The 14,912-nt window shown below is 73.1% G+C and carries 14 protein-coding genes; 12 read left to right on the top strand and 2 right to left on the bottom strand.

Translation table 11 applies throughout. From position 1 onward, the window contains the following. Both MM438_RS15975 and MM438_RS15980 read left to right on the top strand, forming a co-directional pair. The coding region (locus tag MM438_RS15975; RefSeq protein ID WP_241454602.1) for an FtsK/SpoIIIE domain-containing protein at window positions 1-1,103 on the top strand (1,103 nt) is incomplete at its 5' end. A gap of 178 nt (window positions 1,104-1,281) precedes the next feature. Next, window positions 1,282-1,533 carry a hypothetical protein gene (locus MM438_RS15980; RefSeq protein WP_241454604.1) on the top strand — a complete coding sequence of 84 codons (252 nt, stop codon included), beginning with the start codon at window positions 1,282-1,284 and terminating at the stop codon, window positions 1,531-1,533. A 313-nt stretch (window positions 1,534-1,846) separates the two neighbouring features. On the opposite strand, the gene MM438_RS15985 is transcribed toward MM438_RS15980, so the two are convergent. After that, window positions 1,847-2,437 carry a hypothetical protein gene (locus tag MM438_RS15985; RefSeq protein ID WP_241454606.1) on the bottom strand — a complete coding sequence of 197 codons (591 nt, stop codon included), beginning with the start codon at window positions 2,435-2,437 and terminating at the stop codon, window positions 1,847-1,849. A gap of 291 nt (window positions 2,438-2,728) precedes the next feature. On the opposite strand from MM438_RS15985, the gene MM438_RS15990 reads away from it, so the two are divergent. From MM438_RS15990 to MM438_RS16020, 8 genes are all read left to right on the top strand, one after another. Beyond that, the gene (locus MM438_RS15990; protein WP_241454608.1) at window positions 2,729-2,959 is read left to right on the top strand and encodes a helix-turn-helix transcriptional regulator; all 231 of its coding nucleotides are present in this window, start codon (window positions 2,729-2,731) and stop codon (window positions 2,957-2,959) included. A gap of 296 nt (window positions 2,960-3,255) precedes the next feature. After that, window positions 3,256-3,624: a hypothetical protein gene (locus tag MM438_RS15995; RefSeq protein ID WP_241454610.1), complete on the top strand. Its 369-nt coding sequence runs from the start codon at window positions 3,256-3,258 to the stop codon at window positions 3,622-3,624. Further along, window positions 3,617-3,739 (top strand): hypothetical protein, encoded by a 123-nt coding sequence (locus tag MM438_RS16530; protein WP_277628517.1) that lies wholly within the window; start codon window positions 3,617-3,619, stop codon window positions 3,737-3,739. Before MM438_RS15995 ends, MM438_RS16530 begins: the two co-directional genes overlap by 8 nt. Then, window positions 3,736-4,014, top strand: coding sequence for a hypothetical protein (locus MM438_RS16000; RefSeq protein ID WP_241454612.1), 279 nt, complete (start codon window positions 3,736-3,738; stop codon window positions 4,012-4,014). Before MM438_RS16530 ends, MM438_RS16000 begins: the two co-directional genes overlap by 4 nt. A gap of 142 nt (window positions 4,015-4,156) precedes the next feature. Continuing rightward, complete coding sequence (locus MM438_RS16005; protein WP_241454614.1) at window positions 4,157-4,879, top strand: hypothetical protein; 723 nt, start codon at window positions 4,157-4,159, stop codon at window positions 4,877-4,879. Beyond that, window positions 4,876-5,715, top strand: coding sequence for a hypothetical protein (locus MM438_RS16010; protein WP_241454616.1), 840 nt, complete (start codon window positions 4,876-4,878; stop codon window positions 5,713-5,715). Before MM438_RS16005 ends, MM438_RS16010 begins: the two co-directional genes overlap by 4 nt. Window positions 5,716-8,631: 2,916 nt before the next feature. Continuing rightward, entirely contained in the window at window positions 8,632-9,801 is a 1,170-nt protein-coding gene (locus MM438_RS16535) for a tyrosine-type recombinase/integrase (RefSeq protein ID WP_277628518.1), read from the top strand. Between the two features lie 648 nt (window positions 9,802-10,449). Then, window positions 10,450-11,724, top strand: coding sequence for a hypothetical protein (locus MM438_RS16020; RefSeq protein ID WP_241454618.1), 1,275 nt, complete (start codon window positions 10,450-10,452; stop codon window positions 11,722-11,724). A 26-nt stretch (window positions 11,725-11,750) separates the two neighbouring features. On the opposite strand, the gene MM438_RS16025 is transcribed toward MM438_RS16020, so the two are convergent. Beyond that, entirely contained in the window at window positions 11,751-12,344 is a 594-nt protein-coding gene (locus MM438_RS16025; protein ID WP_241454620.1) for a hypothetical protein, read from the bottom strand. A 125-nt stretch (window positions 12,345-12,469) separates the two neighbouring features. Here MM438_RS16025 and MM438_RS16030 point away from each other — a divergent pair, with 125 nt between their 5' ends. Then, window positions 12,470-13,549: a hypothetical protein gene (locus MM438_RS16030; RefSeq protein ID WP_241454622.1), complete on the top strand. Its 1,080-nt coding sequence runs from the start codon at window positions 12,470-12,472 to the stop codon at window positions 13,547-13,549. Window positions 13,550-13,681: 132 nt separating this feature from the next. Beyond that, on the top strand, window positions 13,682-14,912 hold a 1,231-nt coding region (locus tag MM438_RS16035), incomplete at its 3' end, for a hypothetical protein (protein ID WP_241454624.1).

Raw genomic sequence — 14,912 nt, forward strand, 5'->3', positions numbered from 1 at the left:
CGGTCCCGGTGGGCACCGACCAGCGCGGTCGGGCCCGGTCGGTGACGCTCATGTATGCCTCTGCCGTGATCGGTGCCATTCCGCGCATGGGCAAGACGTTCGCGCTGCGGCTGCTGCTGCTCGCGGCGGCCCTGGACCCGCGCTCTGAGCTGCACGTGCACAACCTCAAGGGCGGGTCGGACCTGGAGCCGCTGGCGGCCGTCGCGCACTACTACCGCAGCGGCGACGAGCCGGAGGACGTAGACGCGCTCATGGCTGATCTGCGGGCCGTGCACGAGGACATGCGCCGGCGCTACAAGGTGCTGCGCGACCTGCCCCGCGAGGTCTGCCCCGAGTCGAAGGTGACCGACGAGCTCGCCTCCCGCCGTGAGCTGGGCCTGCACCCCGTCGTGGTCGCGCTGGACGAGTGCCAAGTGATCTTTGAGCACCCCACCTACAAGGGCGAAGCCACCGAGCTGGTGACCGACCTGGTGAAGCGCGGCCCCGCCGTGGCGGTCATGGTCCTGGTCGCCACGCAGCGCCCCGACCGGGACTCGCTGCCGTCCGGGATCCGGGCTAACGCGGTGCTGCGGCTGTGCCTGAAGGTCACCGAGCAGGTTGCTAACGACATGGTGCTGGGCACGAGCGCCTACCGGTCCGGGGTGCGCGCAACGATGTTCAGCCGGCGTGACCTGGGCGTGGCTTACCTCGCCGGCGAGGGCGACGACCCGGTGATCGTGCGGACCGCGTACGTGGACAGCCCGGCCGCTGCCAGCGTCGCTGCCCGGGCCCGCGCGGCGAGGGTCGCCGCCGGCACCCTGACGGGCATGGCGGCCGGCGAGGTGCCGGCCGACGACGACTCGCGCTCGATCGTGGATCACCTCGCGGACGTGTGGCCGGCCGGGGTCGAGCGGTGCTGGTGGGACGAGCTGGCCGCGGCCCTGGCCGCCCGGATGCCGGCGACCTACGGCGAGCTGACCGGTGAGGCTGTCTCGGCTGCTGCTCGATCCCACGGGCTGCCGTCGGTACAGGTCGCCCGGACCATCGACGGTGAGCGCGTCAACAAGCGCGGCACGACCCGCGCCGCGCTGCTCGACGCGGTGTCCAGCCGCACCGCGGCGTAGCAGACCGACCACCACGACGAGGGGCCCCGCCAGATGGCGGGGCCCCTCGTCGTGCGCACGCCTACCGCCCGGACCACCACGCCCGGACTCGGCCCCACCGGGTCGCCGGATGGGTGTCCGCCGTCGTTCCGGCCCTCGAGGGGGGACCCACGACCCGTGGCCCTCGCTGCTGGTCGGGGTGACCGTGCTCGCCGTCGCTGGTCGGCTGGAGAGGGACCGGGGTCGCCTGACGGGTCAGCATGAGCGCCATAGCGCGCTCTACCTCGAGGGCTCGCCCGCGCTCGTCTGCGACCGCTTCGGCAATCTGCGCCCGGTGCAGCGCTTCCCGCTCCCGATCGGCCGACTCCCGGGCCCGTTGCTCTGCCTGCGTGATCTGCTGCTGGGCCTGCTCGAGCTGCGCCCGCAGCCAGTCCACCTCGCCGGGCTCTGACGCCGACGCACGGTGGTCGTCCTCGCCCTCGAGGGGGTCGCCCAGGTCAGTCGTGGTCGTCGCCGGCGTCTCGAGCAGACCCGCTGCGACGAGCCCGGCGACCGGGATGCGCCACCCGCCATCCTCGCCAGGAACGCATCCCTCGAGCCTGCCTGTCTGCCGGGCATATCGGATCGTGGCCGGCGAGCAGCGGCACAGCCTGGCCGCTGCCTTTTGCGAGAGATAGTCGTCTGCGGGCGGGGTGCTGGTCACCGGTCCACGGTCCCATCTGCCTGGCGCTGAGATGGGCAGGCGCCCGGGGGACGGCCGGCGCTCACGGGGCAGCGGGCCGGGGATCGGGGCTCGGGCTGGGTGCGTCCTCCGGGTATGCCTGGTCGGGGTGTGCGTCCAGCCATGCCCGCAGCTCGCGGACTATGGCGCGCGTGACGTGACCCATGGCCTGCGCTGAGGCGCCCTCGCCGGCGCGCTCGTTCCGCTCGTCCACCAGGGGGCGCCCGTAGACCTGATCCTGTAGCCGCGCCACGACGGCCGGCGGGCAGTCGAGCCGCTGGGCCACGGTCTCTGTGAGGGTTTGCTGCTCGACCTTGCGGTGCACCTCGCGGGCGCTGGGGCGCGTCGCTGGGTCGTCGTCGGGCCAGACCTGCTCCGAGCTGGCCCCGGAGACGAGCGCCCGAGCCATGCCAGCTGTGAACGGCACCCCACCCATGGGCAGCCGGCCGGTCACCACGTGCCCGGTCACCGGGGCATCCCGTAGGTCGCCCAGGGTGGTGCCGCTGGTAGCCAGAGAGGCGAGGTCGCCGGGAGTCTCGAATAGATCAGCCATGGTGACCGGCGCCGGCCGTGGCCCGTCCGGCGGGCCGTACGACAGGACGTAGAGCGCAAGGAACAGCACATCTGCGGTCACCTCGCGTTCCCCGCGCTCTAGGTTCCCCCACCCGGACGGTGACCACTTGGCCGTGCGCGCGGGAACGGCCCCGTTCCCCAGCCACATGGCTGCCGCATCCGGGTCGCTCGCCATCGTCGCGACTGTGGCCGCATCAGCGAGCGTTATACCCGCCCGCTTGCGCAGTCTCCTGATGTTGAAGCCGACAAGCCATGAGGTCGCACTGGTGGAAGCCACAAGCCCAATATGACATGAGCCGACAGTTACCCGTGTTGGTTGAACATCTGTAGTCGAAGCGTTACCGTCCGCAGCATGGATGAGTTGCACGTAGAGATGTCCCTTGAAGAGAGGGTGCCGGTGTTCCTGACCGCGGCCGACACGGCTCGGGTTCTGGGGATCAGCGCCGGCACGCTCGCGGCGATGCGCTGCCAGGGTCGTGGGCCGGCGTACGTCAAGGTGGGCCGGCTGGTGAAGTACGACCCCGCCGACGTGCGGGCCTACGTGGAAGGTCTGCCGCGCCATCGTCCGGGTGATAGCGCATGAGCGGGCCCTACGGGCCGCAGACCGCGGCTGTGCGCGAGCTGCTGCGCCGGTGCCGGGTCGCCAGCCCCCAGGAGTGCCGGACGGCTGCGGTGACGCGCCACAGGATCGCGACCGCTGGCGGCCGAGAGCCGGCCCACGCCGAGTGCTGGGCAGTCGCCCTCGCGGGTGGCCGATCCGCTGAGCACAGCGCTGCCGGCGATGCTGCCTGGCGCGCGGCCGACAAGGTGGCAGCACGATCGGGCACTCGAGAGACCGACTGGTGCTATGCGGTCTCTGACGCGGCCCGGGCGGTCGCCATGGCGGACGTGCTGCCGGCGTGGGCCCTGGAGGTGCTGACCCGGCCCGTGGTGCGTGCTGGTCTGCTCGACCTGGACGTGACCCGCGCCGCTGGCATCGACCGTGAGCGGGATCACGAGCGGGCGGTGCACGCCTATGCCGATTCGATCGGTGCGCCCCGTGGGTGCCGTCCTCGTGAGCTGTGCGAGTCGGGCGACCACTGGGCCCGACCCGATGCGTGGGAGCACGAGGCAGACCTGTTGGTGCTCGACCCGGGCACCACGGCGAAGGCTGCGGCGGTGAGGCTGCGGCGCTCGCCCGGCGCGGTCTGCTCCCGCCGTCGCCGGCTGCTCGGGCGCTACGGACGTAGGGAGACCGGCCGTGGCTGACCTGCGCCCACAGATGGACCCGGACGGGCTGGAGCATGTCGGGTCGATCCTCGCTCGTGTCCTGCTCGCTCTGGCCGTGCGCTGCGTGCTCACCCGGCGGGGGGACGCATCGTGACCGTCACGACGGCGGCCCTCCCGCTGGCGGCGTGGCTTGCGCAGCTCGTGGAGGACGGGCGTCGCGAGCTGGAGCGGCCCTTGACGCCGGCGCCGCTGCTCGACGCCATCGAGCCGGCATGGCGAGCCGGATACGAGCAGGGCTGGCACGACCGGGCGCGGGCCCTCGCGGACGAGGACTACCGGGCCCGGCTGCACGCGCTGGCCCTGTCCCGTCACGGCGACGCGTGGCCGCTCGTGCCAGCCGACCAGGACCAGCCATCACCGGGCCGCTGACCACCAGCACCCACCGGGCAGAGCAGGGGGCGCGCCCGGCCACGACATACCCCGAGAGGACCCATCCCCGATGACCACCGACCCCGGCGCATCACCGCCGGTAGGCGACTACTACGCACCCCCACCGCTCGACGCACCCCCGATGGAGGACTACGGCGACCCGGGCGAAGAGACCACGACGGCCGGGCGGCGGACGGGCGCCACGGTCCGTGCGGTGGCCGCATGGGCTCGCAAGCGATACCGGGTGGTGGAGGACGTAGACACGCGGCTGCGCTACTACGTGACCGCCGCTGAGCCGCACATTGCCATCCCCCACGAGACGCTGCGCCCCGACCTGCTGGACGACTACTCACGCGAGACCGGGGCCGACCTGCCCACCTTGATCGGTGAGCGCGTAGAGCACCGGCTGACCCGCGAGCGGCGCCGCGCGAAGGTCTCCCGGCGGTGGGCCGAGCACACCGACGACGACGGCACCCGGGCCGTCTACATCGACTTGGCGCCCGCTCCGTCCGGGGCCGTGACCTATCCGCCGGAGCCCGAGCGTGAGCAGGTCATCCGCGTGACCAGCCGGGGCTGGGCCAAGCAGGACAGCGCACCGGTGATCTTCGCCCGGTCTGACTTCACTGCGCCCCACGCCGTCGCCGCCGCCGGAGACGACCACCAGGGATCGCTAGAGCGCGTACGGGCGGTGCTCGGGATGGAGCGCACAGCATGGCGCCTGGGCGTCGCGTGGGCCCTTACGGCAATGGTCCCGTGGGTGGAGGTGCCCGCGCTCTGCATGACCGGGCCCGAGGGCTCAGGCAAGACGACGGTGGCTCGCGTGCTGGGCGACCTCGCGTCGGCCGGCCCCGTAGCACCGCCATGACCCGAGACCGCGACATGGTGTCCCACGCGGCTGAGTGCGCCATCTTCGGGGTGGACAACGTGTCTCGGCTCGACGCCGACCAACAGGACTTCGCCTGCCAGATCGTGACCGGCGCGACCGTCGTGCAGCGCCAGCTCTACACCAACGCCGGCACCTCTCTGCGCCGCGTGCGCCGGCCCGTGATCCTGAACGGGGTGGAGCTGGGCAAGATGCGCAAGGACCTGGTCTCGCGGCTGCTGCCGATCCGCCGTGACCCGCTGGACGACGCGGCCAAGTCCACGCCGGACGTGATGACCCGCCAGATTGACGAGCTGCTGCCAGCAGCCCGCGCCGAGCTGCTGGACATGCTCGTGGTCGTGCTGGACGGACTGGAGCACCACGGCGGACAGCCGACCAGGGCGACACCCTCGCGCATGGTCGCGTGGGTGGCAGTCCTCGACGTGCTCGACGCGGCCTATGGGTGGAACACCCGGGCTGCCTATGAGGCAGGCCTGGGCCAGGAATTCGACCGTGCCGTAGAGGGCGACCCCCTCGCGTCCGCGTTCCTGCAGCTGACTGAGACGCCATCGTGGCCGGGAATGTGGACCGGCTCCGCAAAGGACCTGCTCGACCTGCTCGGGCCATACGCTCCCGAGGACGCTGGCGGCCGATACTCGTCCTGGCCGTCCAGCTACAACCAGGTGCCCAGCGCGGTGGGCCGCATCGCCGGCACGCTGCGGCGCTATGGGATCACAGTGACTGAGCCCACCGGGCAGAGCACCGTGGACGGCCGACGCATCCGGGCCTGGAGGATCAGCACTCCCACGACGACGGAGACGACCCCCGCGGGCCCCTGAGACCGCACGACGAATGGGGTCGCAAGGCTCTGACCTGCGCATACGCCATAAATCGGGCTCTGCTGCACGAGTGCACGCATCATTTGCCCCAGACCTCTGGGCGAACGTTCTGCGCGAGCGTCCGTGTGGTCGGCTACTGCCCTCTAGGGAGGGCAGCGCAAAGCCCCCGCCCTACGGGCGGGTTGCCCGCAACCTACCACCGTGACGTGCCTGCGTCACGTCCGCGCTCCTCACCGACAAGCGGCCGAGGACGACACGAGCCGGTCGGCCGGTCAGCCCACGCACCTAGCAGCACCGCGCCATCCCCAGAGTTTCTTAGGATGAGCCAGCCCTTTCGCCACCCCACGCGTCTCCGATTTTCTCCCAACGGCTTCAACCGCGAAGATCATCCATCACGCACGATGAATGCATAGACATGCGTTCAACCTCCGTTTTTTCCAAAGGTCACCACAGGAAGTCCCGCGCCCCCTTTCATTTCCCCCCGATCTTCCACAAAAACGGCCTGAAACGGGAAAATCTGAATGCACCTGTCCCTCCTGCTCGCCCCTCCTGCATAATCGTTCATCGCTGCCCCTGTCATCGCGGTGGCTGGCTGGCCCCGGTGGCCGGTCCCTCCTGGTCCTCGGCTCGTCCTCGAGGGGCTCGTCCTCGAGGCCCCTTGCTCGTGCTCGCGGTGGCCGGCCCTCGAGGGGAGTCCTGGTGCACCTGTCGTCCTCGAGGGGCCGGGTCGCGGTGGCTCGTCCTCGAGGGGTCCCTCGGCCCCCTCCTGCTCGTCCTCCCCTGCTCGCCCCCCCTGCTCCTGCTGGGTGGCCCTCGAGGGGCCGGCTCGCGGGGTGGTCCTCGTCCCTGGCTCGTCCTCGAGGGGCTCGTGGTCCTGCTCGCCGGCCCTCCTGGTGCACCTCGCCCCTCCTGCTCCCCCCCTGCTCGCGGTGGCTGGCTGGGTGGTCCTCGAGGGGCTGGGTGGTCCTCGAGGGGCTCGGCTCGTCCTCGAGGGGCTGGTCCTCGAGGGGCTGGGTCGCGGTGGCCGGCCCTCGAGCTGGTGCACCTGTCCCTCCTGCTCGGGGCTCGCCCCCCCTGCTCCTCGCGGTGGGGCTGGGTGGTCCTCGAGGGGCCCCTCGAGGGGCTCGTCCGAGGGGCCGGTCCCTCGGCTCGTCCTCGAGGGGCTCGTCCTCGAGGGGCTCGTCCTCGAGGGGCCGTCCTCGAGGGGGGCTCGCGGTGGCCGGCCCTCGAGCTGGTGCACCTGTCCCTCCTGCTCGCCCCTCCTGCTCGGCTCGCCCCTCCTGCTCCCCTGCTCGCTCGCGGTGGCTGGCTGGGTGGTCCTCGAGGGGCCGGGGCGGTGGCCGGTCCCTGGTCCTCGAGGGGCTGGGTGGTCCTCGAGGGGCTGGGTGGCTCCTCGCGGAGGGGCTGGGTGGTCCTCGAGGGGCCGGGTGGCGGTGGGGTCCCTCGGCTCGTCCTCGAGGGGGGGTGGTCCTCGAGGGGTTGGGTCGCGGTGGGGCCCTCTGGTGGTCCCTCCTCGAGGGGCTCGTCCTCGAGGGGCCGGGTCGCGGTGGCCGGTCCCTCGGCTCGTCCTCGAGGGGCTCGTCCTCGAGGGGCTCGCCCCCCTGCTCGCGGTCGCCCTCGGCTGGGTGCACCTGTCCCTCCTGCTCGCCCCTCCCTGCTCGCTCCCCCGCTCCCCCCCTGCTCGCCCCCCCTGCTCGCGGTGGCTGGCTGGGTGGTCCTCGCTGGCCGGTCCCTCGGGTCCTCGAGGGGGCTCGAGGGGGGTGGTCCTCGAGGGGCTGGGTGGTCCTCGAGGGGCCGGGTCGCGGTGGCCGGGGCTCGTCCTCGAGGGGCTCGTCCTCGAGGGGCTCGCCCCCCCTGCTCGCGGTGGCCGGCCCTCGAGCTGGTGCACCTGTCCCTCCTGCTCGCTCGCCCCTCCTGCTCGCCCCCCTGCTCGCCCCCCCCCCCTGCTCGCGGTGGCTGGCTGGGTGGTCCTCGAGGGGCTGGGTGGTCCTCCTGGGTGGTCCTCGAGGGGCCGGGTCGCGGTGGCCGGTCCCTCGGCTCCCTCGAGGGGCTCGTCCTCGAGGGGCTCGGTCCTCGAGGGGCTCTGCTCGCCCCCCCCTGCTCGCGGTGGCTGGCTGGGTGGTCCTCGAAGGGCTGGGTGGTCCTCGAGGGGCTGGTCCTCGAGGGGTTGGGTCGCGGTGGCCGGCCCTCGAGCTGGTGCACCTGTCCCTCCTGCTCGCCCCCCCTGCTCGCCCCCCCTGCTCGCGGTGGCTGGCCGGGTGGTCCTCGCCTCCTGCTCGTCCCCCTGCTCGTCCCCCTGCTCGTCCCCCGGCCGGTCCCTCGGCTCGTCCCCCGGCCGGTCCCTCGGCTCGTCCTCGAGGGGCTGGGTCGCTCGCTGGGTTGGCCCTGCGCGGCGTACCTCATGCGATTCCCTCTGGCACCCCCTAGGGGGAGTTCTTTCAGAGGTGCCCCCTAGGGAGCCCCGCGCCCTCTTTCCATTTTTCCCCGGGCAGAATGATTGAGCCCCTCCTGCTGTGTGCTGGTCGAGTGGAATTCCTGGGCTGTATCCCCCTCTGTTGTCTCGACGCCAAGAGGCTTGACGTCGAGAGAGTCTGAGGGACCACGGCGGCCGGCGGGTGTTGGGCCGGCTGCTGGTGGTGCAGCGGGGCCCGTAGCAGGGGGCCCGCTCGCGCTGCTACGCGTAGCAGCGGCGCTACGGTGGTGTAGCGCCGCTGACCTGGTGTGAAGCGGGTGTAGCGGCCCTCGCCAGCGGGGGTGGCTGTGGGGCAGCGGCCCTGGTCGGCTGTCGGCTGCGGCCGGTCTGGCGCGTGGCGCTACGGGTCCGGGTGGCCGGTGCTTTGGGGCTGGCGCGGTGCGGGGTGATGGTTATGACCGCGCGGTGGCGACGGCCTGCGTGTGCCATTAGCGTCCACGCCCATGAGGGACGAGCAGGGAAAGCAATTGCCGGCGCCGTGGCGGGTGGCTATTGACGAGTGGGTGGCCGTGCTGCATTCGTCCGGTCGGTCTCCGGCGACGATTCAAGAGCACTCACGGGCGATTGCCGATCTAGGGCTGGCACACCCGGAAATAGACCCGTGGGGAATGTCTCCGGCGACGGTCCGTCAATGGTGGACAGGCCAGCGGTGGTCGTCGTCCACGCGGCGAAAGCGCGCGGCGTCGCTGCGCAGCTTCTACCGGTGGGGGATGGAGACCGGCCACTGCCGGCGGTCGCCGGTGCTGGGAATCGCACCGGTGCGCGTGGACCCTGCCGTTTCGGGCCCGGCTCGTGCTGTGCTGCCGCCGGCGTGGCGCGAGCCCGTAGCCGAATTCCTGGCATGGATGGAGGCCGGCGGTCGCCGGCCGGGCACGATCGAGCAGCGCCGGTGGTGGCTGGGCCGGCTCGCGGCCGACATGCCGGACCCGTGGACGGTGCGCCCGGGCGACCTCGCGCTGTGGCTGTCGCGGGAGGACTGGCAGGGGGAGACCAAGCGTGCCGGTCGCGCGTCGGTCCGCACGTTCTACGCGTGGGCGGTGCACGCCGGCTATCTCGTCGCGTCGCCAGCGGACGCGCTGCCCCCGGTGCGGCGCGTGCGGACGCTGCCCCGACCGGCTCCGACCGACGCCGTGACGGCGGCCCTGGGAACCAGCGGCGACCGGGTGCGGCTGGCGCTCATGCTGGGTGCCCTGGCCGGGCTGCGCCGCTCCGAGATAGCCGCGGTGCACTCCAGTGACGTGACCGGCGCCACGCTGCGAGTGCGGGGCAAGGGCGGGCACGAGCGGATCGTGCCGCTGCACCCGGACCTGCGGGAGGCTCTGGCCGTCGCCGTCGCCCGGACGGGACCGGGGTGGCTTTTCCCCTCGCCCGCGGGCTCGGGCGGGCACCTGACCGCTGCGCACCTGGGGCGCCAGATCAGCGCCGCGCTGCCGCCGGGGGTGACTCCCCACGCGTTGCGTCACCGGTTCGCCACCCAGGCCTATGCCGCTGGCCGTGATCTACGGGCTGTGCAAGAGCTGCTAGGGCACGCCACACCGGAGACCACCGCCCGGTATGCCGCGGTGCCGGACGGTGCACTACAGCTCGCCGTCGCCGGGGTGAGCCTCACCTAGGGCAAAGCGGGGTCAGTACCCCGACGACCACGCGGCGGAGGGAGACGCCATGTCCGACGCTGGCCGGCATGGCGTTGCCCTCCTGCGCTCTCGTCTCGCCTACCCACGTTTCCGCTGGTCACGCCATAAATCCCTCTCCCGGGCAAGGGTTCCGGACGTTTCCGCTGATCTACGGTGTTTCCGCTGGTCACGCCATAAATCCCTCTCCCGGGCAAGGGTTATCCCTCTCCCGGGCAAGGGTTGCCCGGGAGAGGGATCGGAATAGAGGTTGTTCTAGATAAGCCCCTAGATAAGGGGGGTGGCTGGCGACGGTGGAACACGTCCGCCGGCGTCCGGGCTCGGGCTCGCGTCGACCCCTGATGACCGATGGCGAGGGGAGGGCCTGGCGTCGCTGCGCTCCGCCGGCCTGGAGCTGCGAGGGGGCCGCGACGCGGCGGGGAGACGCCCTTATGCCCGGATCTGTGCACGAGGTGTAGGGTCAAGTCACCCATTGACGAGTTGACCCCCGCGACGCTGGCAGGCGCCCGGGGGTCGTGAGACCAATAACGGTGGTCTGAGATGAAGCATATCCGCACAGCAGCCCCCGGTGTCGAGCCTGCACCCCTTGTGGTGACCAGGACGGGGGAAAGCCCGGTAGAGCAGGTCACGGTGCGTCGCCGCACGGACCCCACCAGGGCATTTGCCACGATCTATCGCCACGTCCTGCGCTCTGGCGCGCTGTCCTGGCGTGGCGTGGCTACCTACGTCGCGCTGCGGTCCTACGCCGGGTGCGCGCTGGTCTGTCCCACGCGCGCCGGTCTGGCCTCCCGAGCAGGGATCAGCGTCAAGACCGTTGACGCCGGGCTGCGCGAGCTGACCGCGGCCGGATACGTCCGCGTCGTCCCTCGCTGGGCCCCCAGCGACGCGCCGGGCGGTCGCTCGCGCACCTCTAGCGCCTACGAGCTGCTGGACGAGCCGGGCGCCCCGACCACGCCGGGGTGGCGCCCCGGCGACGCGGCACCCGCAGGCGAGGGCACCGCACCCGACGACCCCGGTCCCGGCGACCGGGTGCGCGTCGCTGGTGGGAGCGGCTGGGGGATGGCCTACACCCACGTCCTGACCGCCGGTCTGCCCGGGCGAGCGGTCGCCATGTACGCCGCGGTCGCCAGCTACTCCGGCCCGTCTGTCTCCGCGCCCACGCGCGCCGCGCTGGCCGCTGCTGCCGGTATGGCACGCAGCACCGCTGACGCAGCCTTGACCGACCTCGTGGCCGCGGGCTTCCTCGCTGTCCACGAGCGCCGCGCTCCGGCCCGCCCGGGTCGCGAGGGGGAGCGGCTGCCTAGCGCGGTCGAGTTGCTGGACGAGCCGGGCGCCCCGACCACGCCGGGGTGGCGCCCCGGCGACGCGGCACCCACGATGACCTCCCCGCGCGTGGTCGAGACGCCGGCCCCGGCCCCTGCTGTCGTGGTCGAGACGCCGGCCCCGGCCCCTGCTGTCGTGGTCGAGACGCCGGCCCCGGCCCCTGCTGTCGTGGTCGAGACGCCGGCCCCGGCCCCTGCTGTCGTGGTCGAGACGCCGGCCCCGGCCCCTGCTGTCGTGGTCGAGACGCCGGCCCCGGCCCCTGCTGTCGTGGTCGAGACGCCGGCCCCGGCCCCTGCTGATCGCCGGGTCCCCAGCGACGAGCACGGTCCGCTGTCGCCGCGGTGTGCACGTCACCTGCATGTCCGTGAGGATGTGCCGTGCTACGGGTGTCGTGACGCGAAGGAGGCCTACGGGCGCGCTGACGCTGCTCGTGCTGCCGATCGTGAGATGGCCCGCTCGCGGGCTCTGCTGGACGAGCAGCGGTCCTGGTCGGCCGAGTCGCTGCCGAAGGATCGCCAGGCAGCACGCGCCGCGGAGGTCCGGGCGCTGCTCCGGGCGGGCAGGTCGGAGGTCCGGGCCTGATCGGCGGGTGACGTCGTGCTGTGCGCTCAGTCCTCGCCGGTGATGCCCAGGTGGTCGGCTAGCTCGTCCGCGAGACGGCGGGTCACGTGCCCTCGTGCCTGCCCGGTCCGTCCGCCGGCCGCGTCGTCCACCACCTCTGCGAAGGGGCGCCCCCACCGCTCGTGCGCGGCCCTAGTGACCTGTGCCGGGGTGATCCCGAGCCGGCGCGCTGCGGCCCTGGTGGCTGCGCGGGCGCTGTCGGCCGGCGCCTGCTCCACCGCGTCGGCCGGACCCTGGCGGGTGGGATCGGTGACGGACCCGCTGAGCACGGCCCGTATGCCGCTCAGCTCGCGCGAGCCGGCGCCGGTCGCCACGCGCACGGGCTCGCCGGGCAGGTCTGCGAAAAGGGCCGTGAGCGGCAGGCCTGCGGGCGCGGCCACCACCTCGTGCGCGGTAAGCATCGTCGCCAGGGTCAGGGACCGCCGGCCGCCCTCTAGGTCAGCCCACCGCGGCGCCGTCCACGCGCCACCGTCCACGGCACGGGCTGCGAGGGCCGCGTCTTCCATCGTCAGCCCGGCTGCGACCCGCAGCCGCTTGACGTTCGCCCCGAGCACGACCGCGAGCCCATCGCCTGCCATCATCCACCATCACATTCTAGAAATGCGTAACGTTGACTTACCTACCTGGTGGGTCTAGCCTATCCGTATTGCGTCAATTCGTAACGCTCATGGGGGTTTGAATGTCTGCAAGCACTTTCGCTGGCGCTGTGCCGCGCGAGCATGACGGCACCTCGCCGGTCGCCGGTGGTCGGTCGCGGGCGGTGCTGGTTACCACGACCGCGGCGGCTGCTATCCCTACCGTCCTGTCGGCTCAGGGGATGGTGAGCGTCGGCACCTCTGCGCTGCACCTGGGTACGGCCACCGCCGTGGGGCTGGCCGGCTTCCTGGAGCTGGCGCTCGTGGCTTCGGCCCTGGCGGCTCGTGATGCCACGACTCGGGGCCGGTCGGCCCGGGTGGATCTGGCCGCTACGTGGGTGCTGTCCGCGGTGTCTGGCGCGCTGTCCGCGCTGCACGAGGTGGTGACCCCGGCCGGCGTGGTGCTGACCCCCATGGCGGGGCTCGCGGCCCTCGTGCGGGTCGTGGCGCCCCTGGTCGCGTGCTGGCTGTGGCACCGCGTGGTGGCCGGCGACGCCGACGCGCACGCCGTGCGTACCTGGGGTGAGCGCCAGTCCGACGCGGCTCGGCTGCGGGTCGCGGTGGCTGCTCGTGCGGTGGCGCTGGAGGACACCCCGGCTGCTCGGCGCCGGCTCGACCGGGCGCACCGGGCGATGCTGCGCCGCCACCAGGACGTGACCGCCGAGCAGGTCACGGCGACCGTCGCGGCCCTCGCTCTCGTGGACGAGCTGCCGGCCCTCGCCCGGCGGGTGGCCCCTGCTCGCCCGGCGGCACCGACCGACCTGCGCCCGGTCGAGCAGCCCGAGCGGCCCGAGCAGGTCGAGCAGGTCGAGACCGACGCGCGCCCGGCTCCCGTCGTGACCGCTCAGGTGACCGACGACGTGCCCACCGTGCTCGTCGTCGGCCCCGAGCCGGTCGCCTACGCCGGTGGCGACGACGACCACGGCGACCACCTCGCCGGTCACCTGACCGACCCCGACACCGACACCGACGCAGACCCGCTGGCGGTGGCCCTGGCCGTCGTGGACGAGCACGGCGACGCGGCGACCGGGCCCATGGTCCGCGACGCGCTGGCCGCCGATGGGCTGGCCGTCTCGGAGAGCACCGCCCGGCGGTGGCTGCGGCGGGCACGCGACTGCCGCGCGCGGCCCACGCTGCTGGAGGTCATCTAAGTCCCCGGCCGTACCTGCCTGCCCCTCTAGGGCAGGTGCGGCCGGCCTCACCTATCGCAGGACCAACGCAGGCGGCCCCTGCACCGCGATTCCGCCGCGGGCAGGGGCCTAGATCGAGACAGGAGCTCGACCATGGAACGAAACACTACGGCGACGACCCGCCCGGCCCTGACCGCCGGGGATGACGGCTGGGCGCCACCCGGCGTGCGGGTGACCGGTCACCGCCGCGCGAGCCGGTCCCTGGTGAGCGGTCACCTGGACGCGAAGGCAGCCGGGCTGACCGCCGCGAGCGGGTACTACGGTCCGGTGCCCGCCGGCCCGGTGGCGCGGTGGATGGATCGCCGCGAGCAGACCCGCCGCGAGGGCCGCCCGACCCGGACGGAGACGCCGGCGCCGGCGGGGGTGATCGAGCCGGCCGCCGTGGTGGTCGAGCCGGCCGCCGTGGTGGTCGAGCCAGTCGGCCGTCCGGTGGACGCGGCGCCGCGGGCCGTGCCGGCGGCCCGGGTCGGCCGCGAGGTCATCCCCTCGCAGCTGCGCGACGGTGCCTATCTGGCGACCGCGGCCCGCGAGAGCACGACCCGGGCCGCGCACTCCCTGGCCTACCACCTGGTGCGGCTGCCGCTGTACTGGGCCCGGCTGGCGCTGCGCTCCCCGATCGGTGCGGCCCGGCTGCTGGTGGTGTGGCTGGCGTGGGTGAGCGACCACGACGGGCGCGCGGTGCGTCGTCAGCTCGCCATCGCCGACGCCGTGGGGACGGCGGAGGCTGGCGCTTTCGCCCGGGTCGAGACGCAGCACCGCGAGACGATGAAGCACCGCGCCGCCGCGTCCGGGCTCGCGGTGGCCCTCGTGCTGGTGCTCGTGCTGCTGGTGTGGCTCCGCTCGCCCGAGCTGCTGCCCCTGCTGGGCATCATCGCGGGGGCGTCTGTTCCGGCGGTGCTCGGCTGGCACGGGCGGTCCGAGCGGACCGTGATCGCCTCCCGGGCGACGGCGGACGCGGCTACGCCGGCGTTCACCAGTGACCTGGTGGTGGGGGCGCTGGAGTCGCTGGGCATCGCTGAGCTGAACAAGGCGCAGCGCACCGGCGCCGGCGAGGGCATCCGGTTCGTGTCTCCGATCCACCGCGACGGGCCCGGCTGGCGGGCAGACATCGACCTGCCGCCCGGGGTGACCGCCACAGACGTGATCGAGCGCCGCGACCGGCTCGCGTCCGGGCTGCGCCGCCCGGAGGGGTGCGTATGGCCGGAGGTGGACCCCGACGCGCACGCCGGCCGGCTGGTGCTGTGGGTCGGTGACCGGGTGCTGTCCTCCGGGGCGCCGGTGCCCTGGCCGCTGGCGGTGGCCGGGCGCGTGAACTTGTTTGAGA

Source organism: Arsenicicoccus dermatophilus (assembly GCF_022568795.1).
Lineage (GTDB): Bacteria > Actinomycetota > Actinomycetes > Actinomycetales > Dermatophilaceae > Arsenicicoccus > Arsenicicoccus dermatophilus.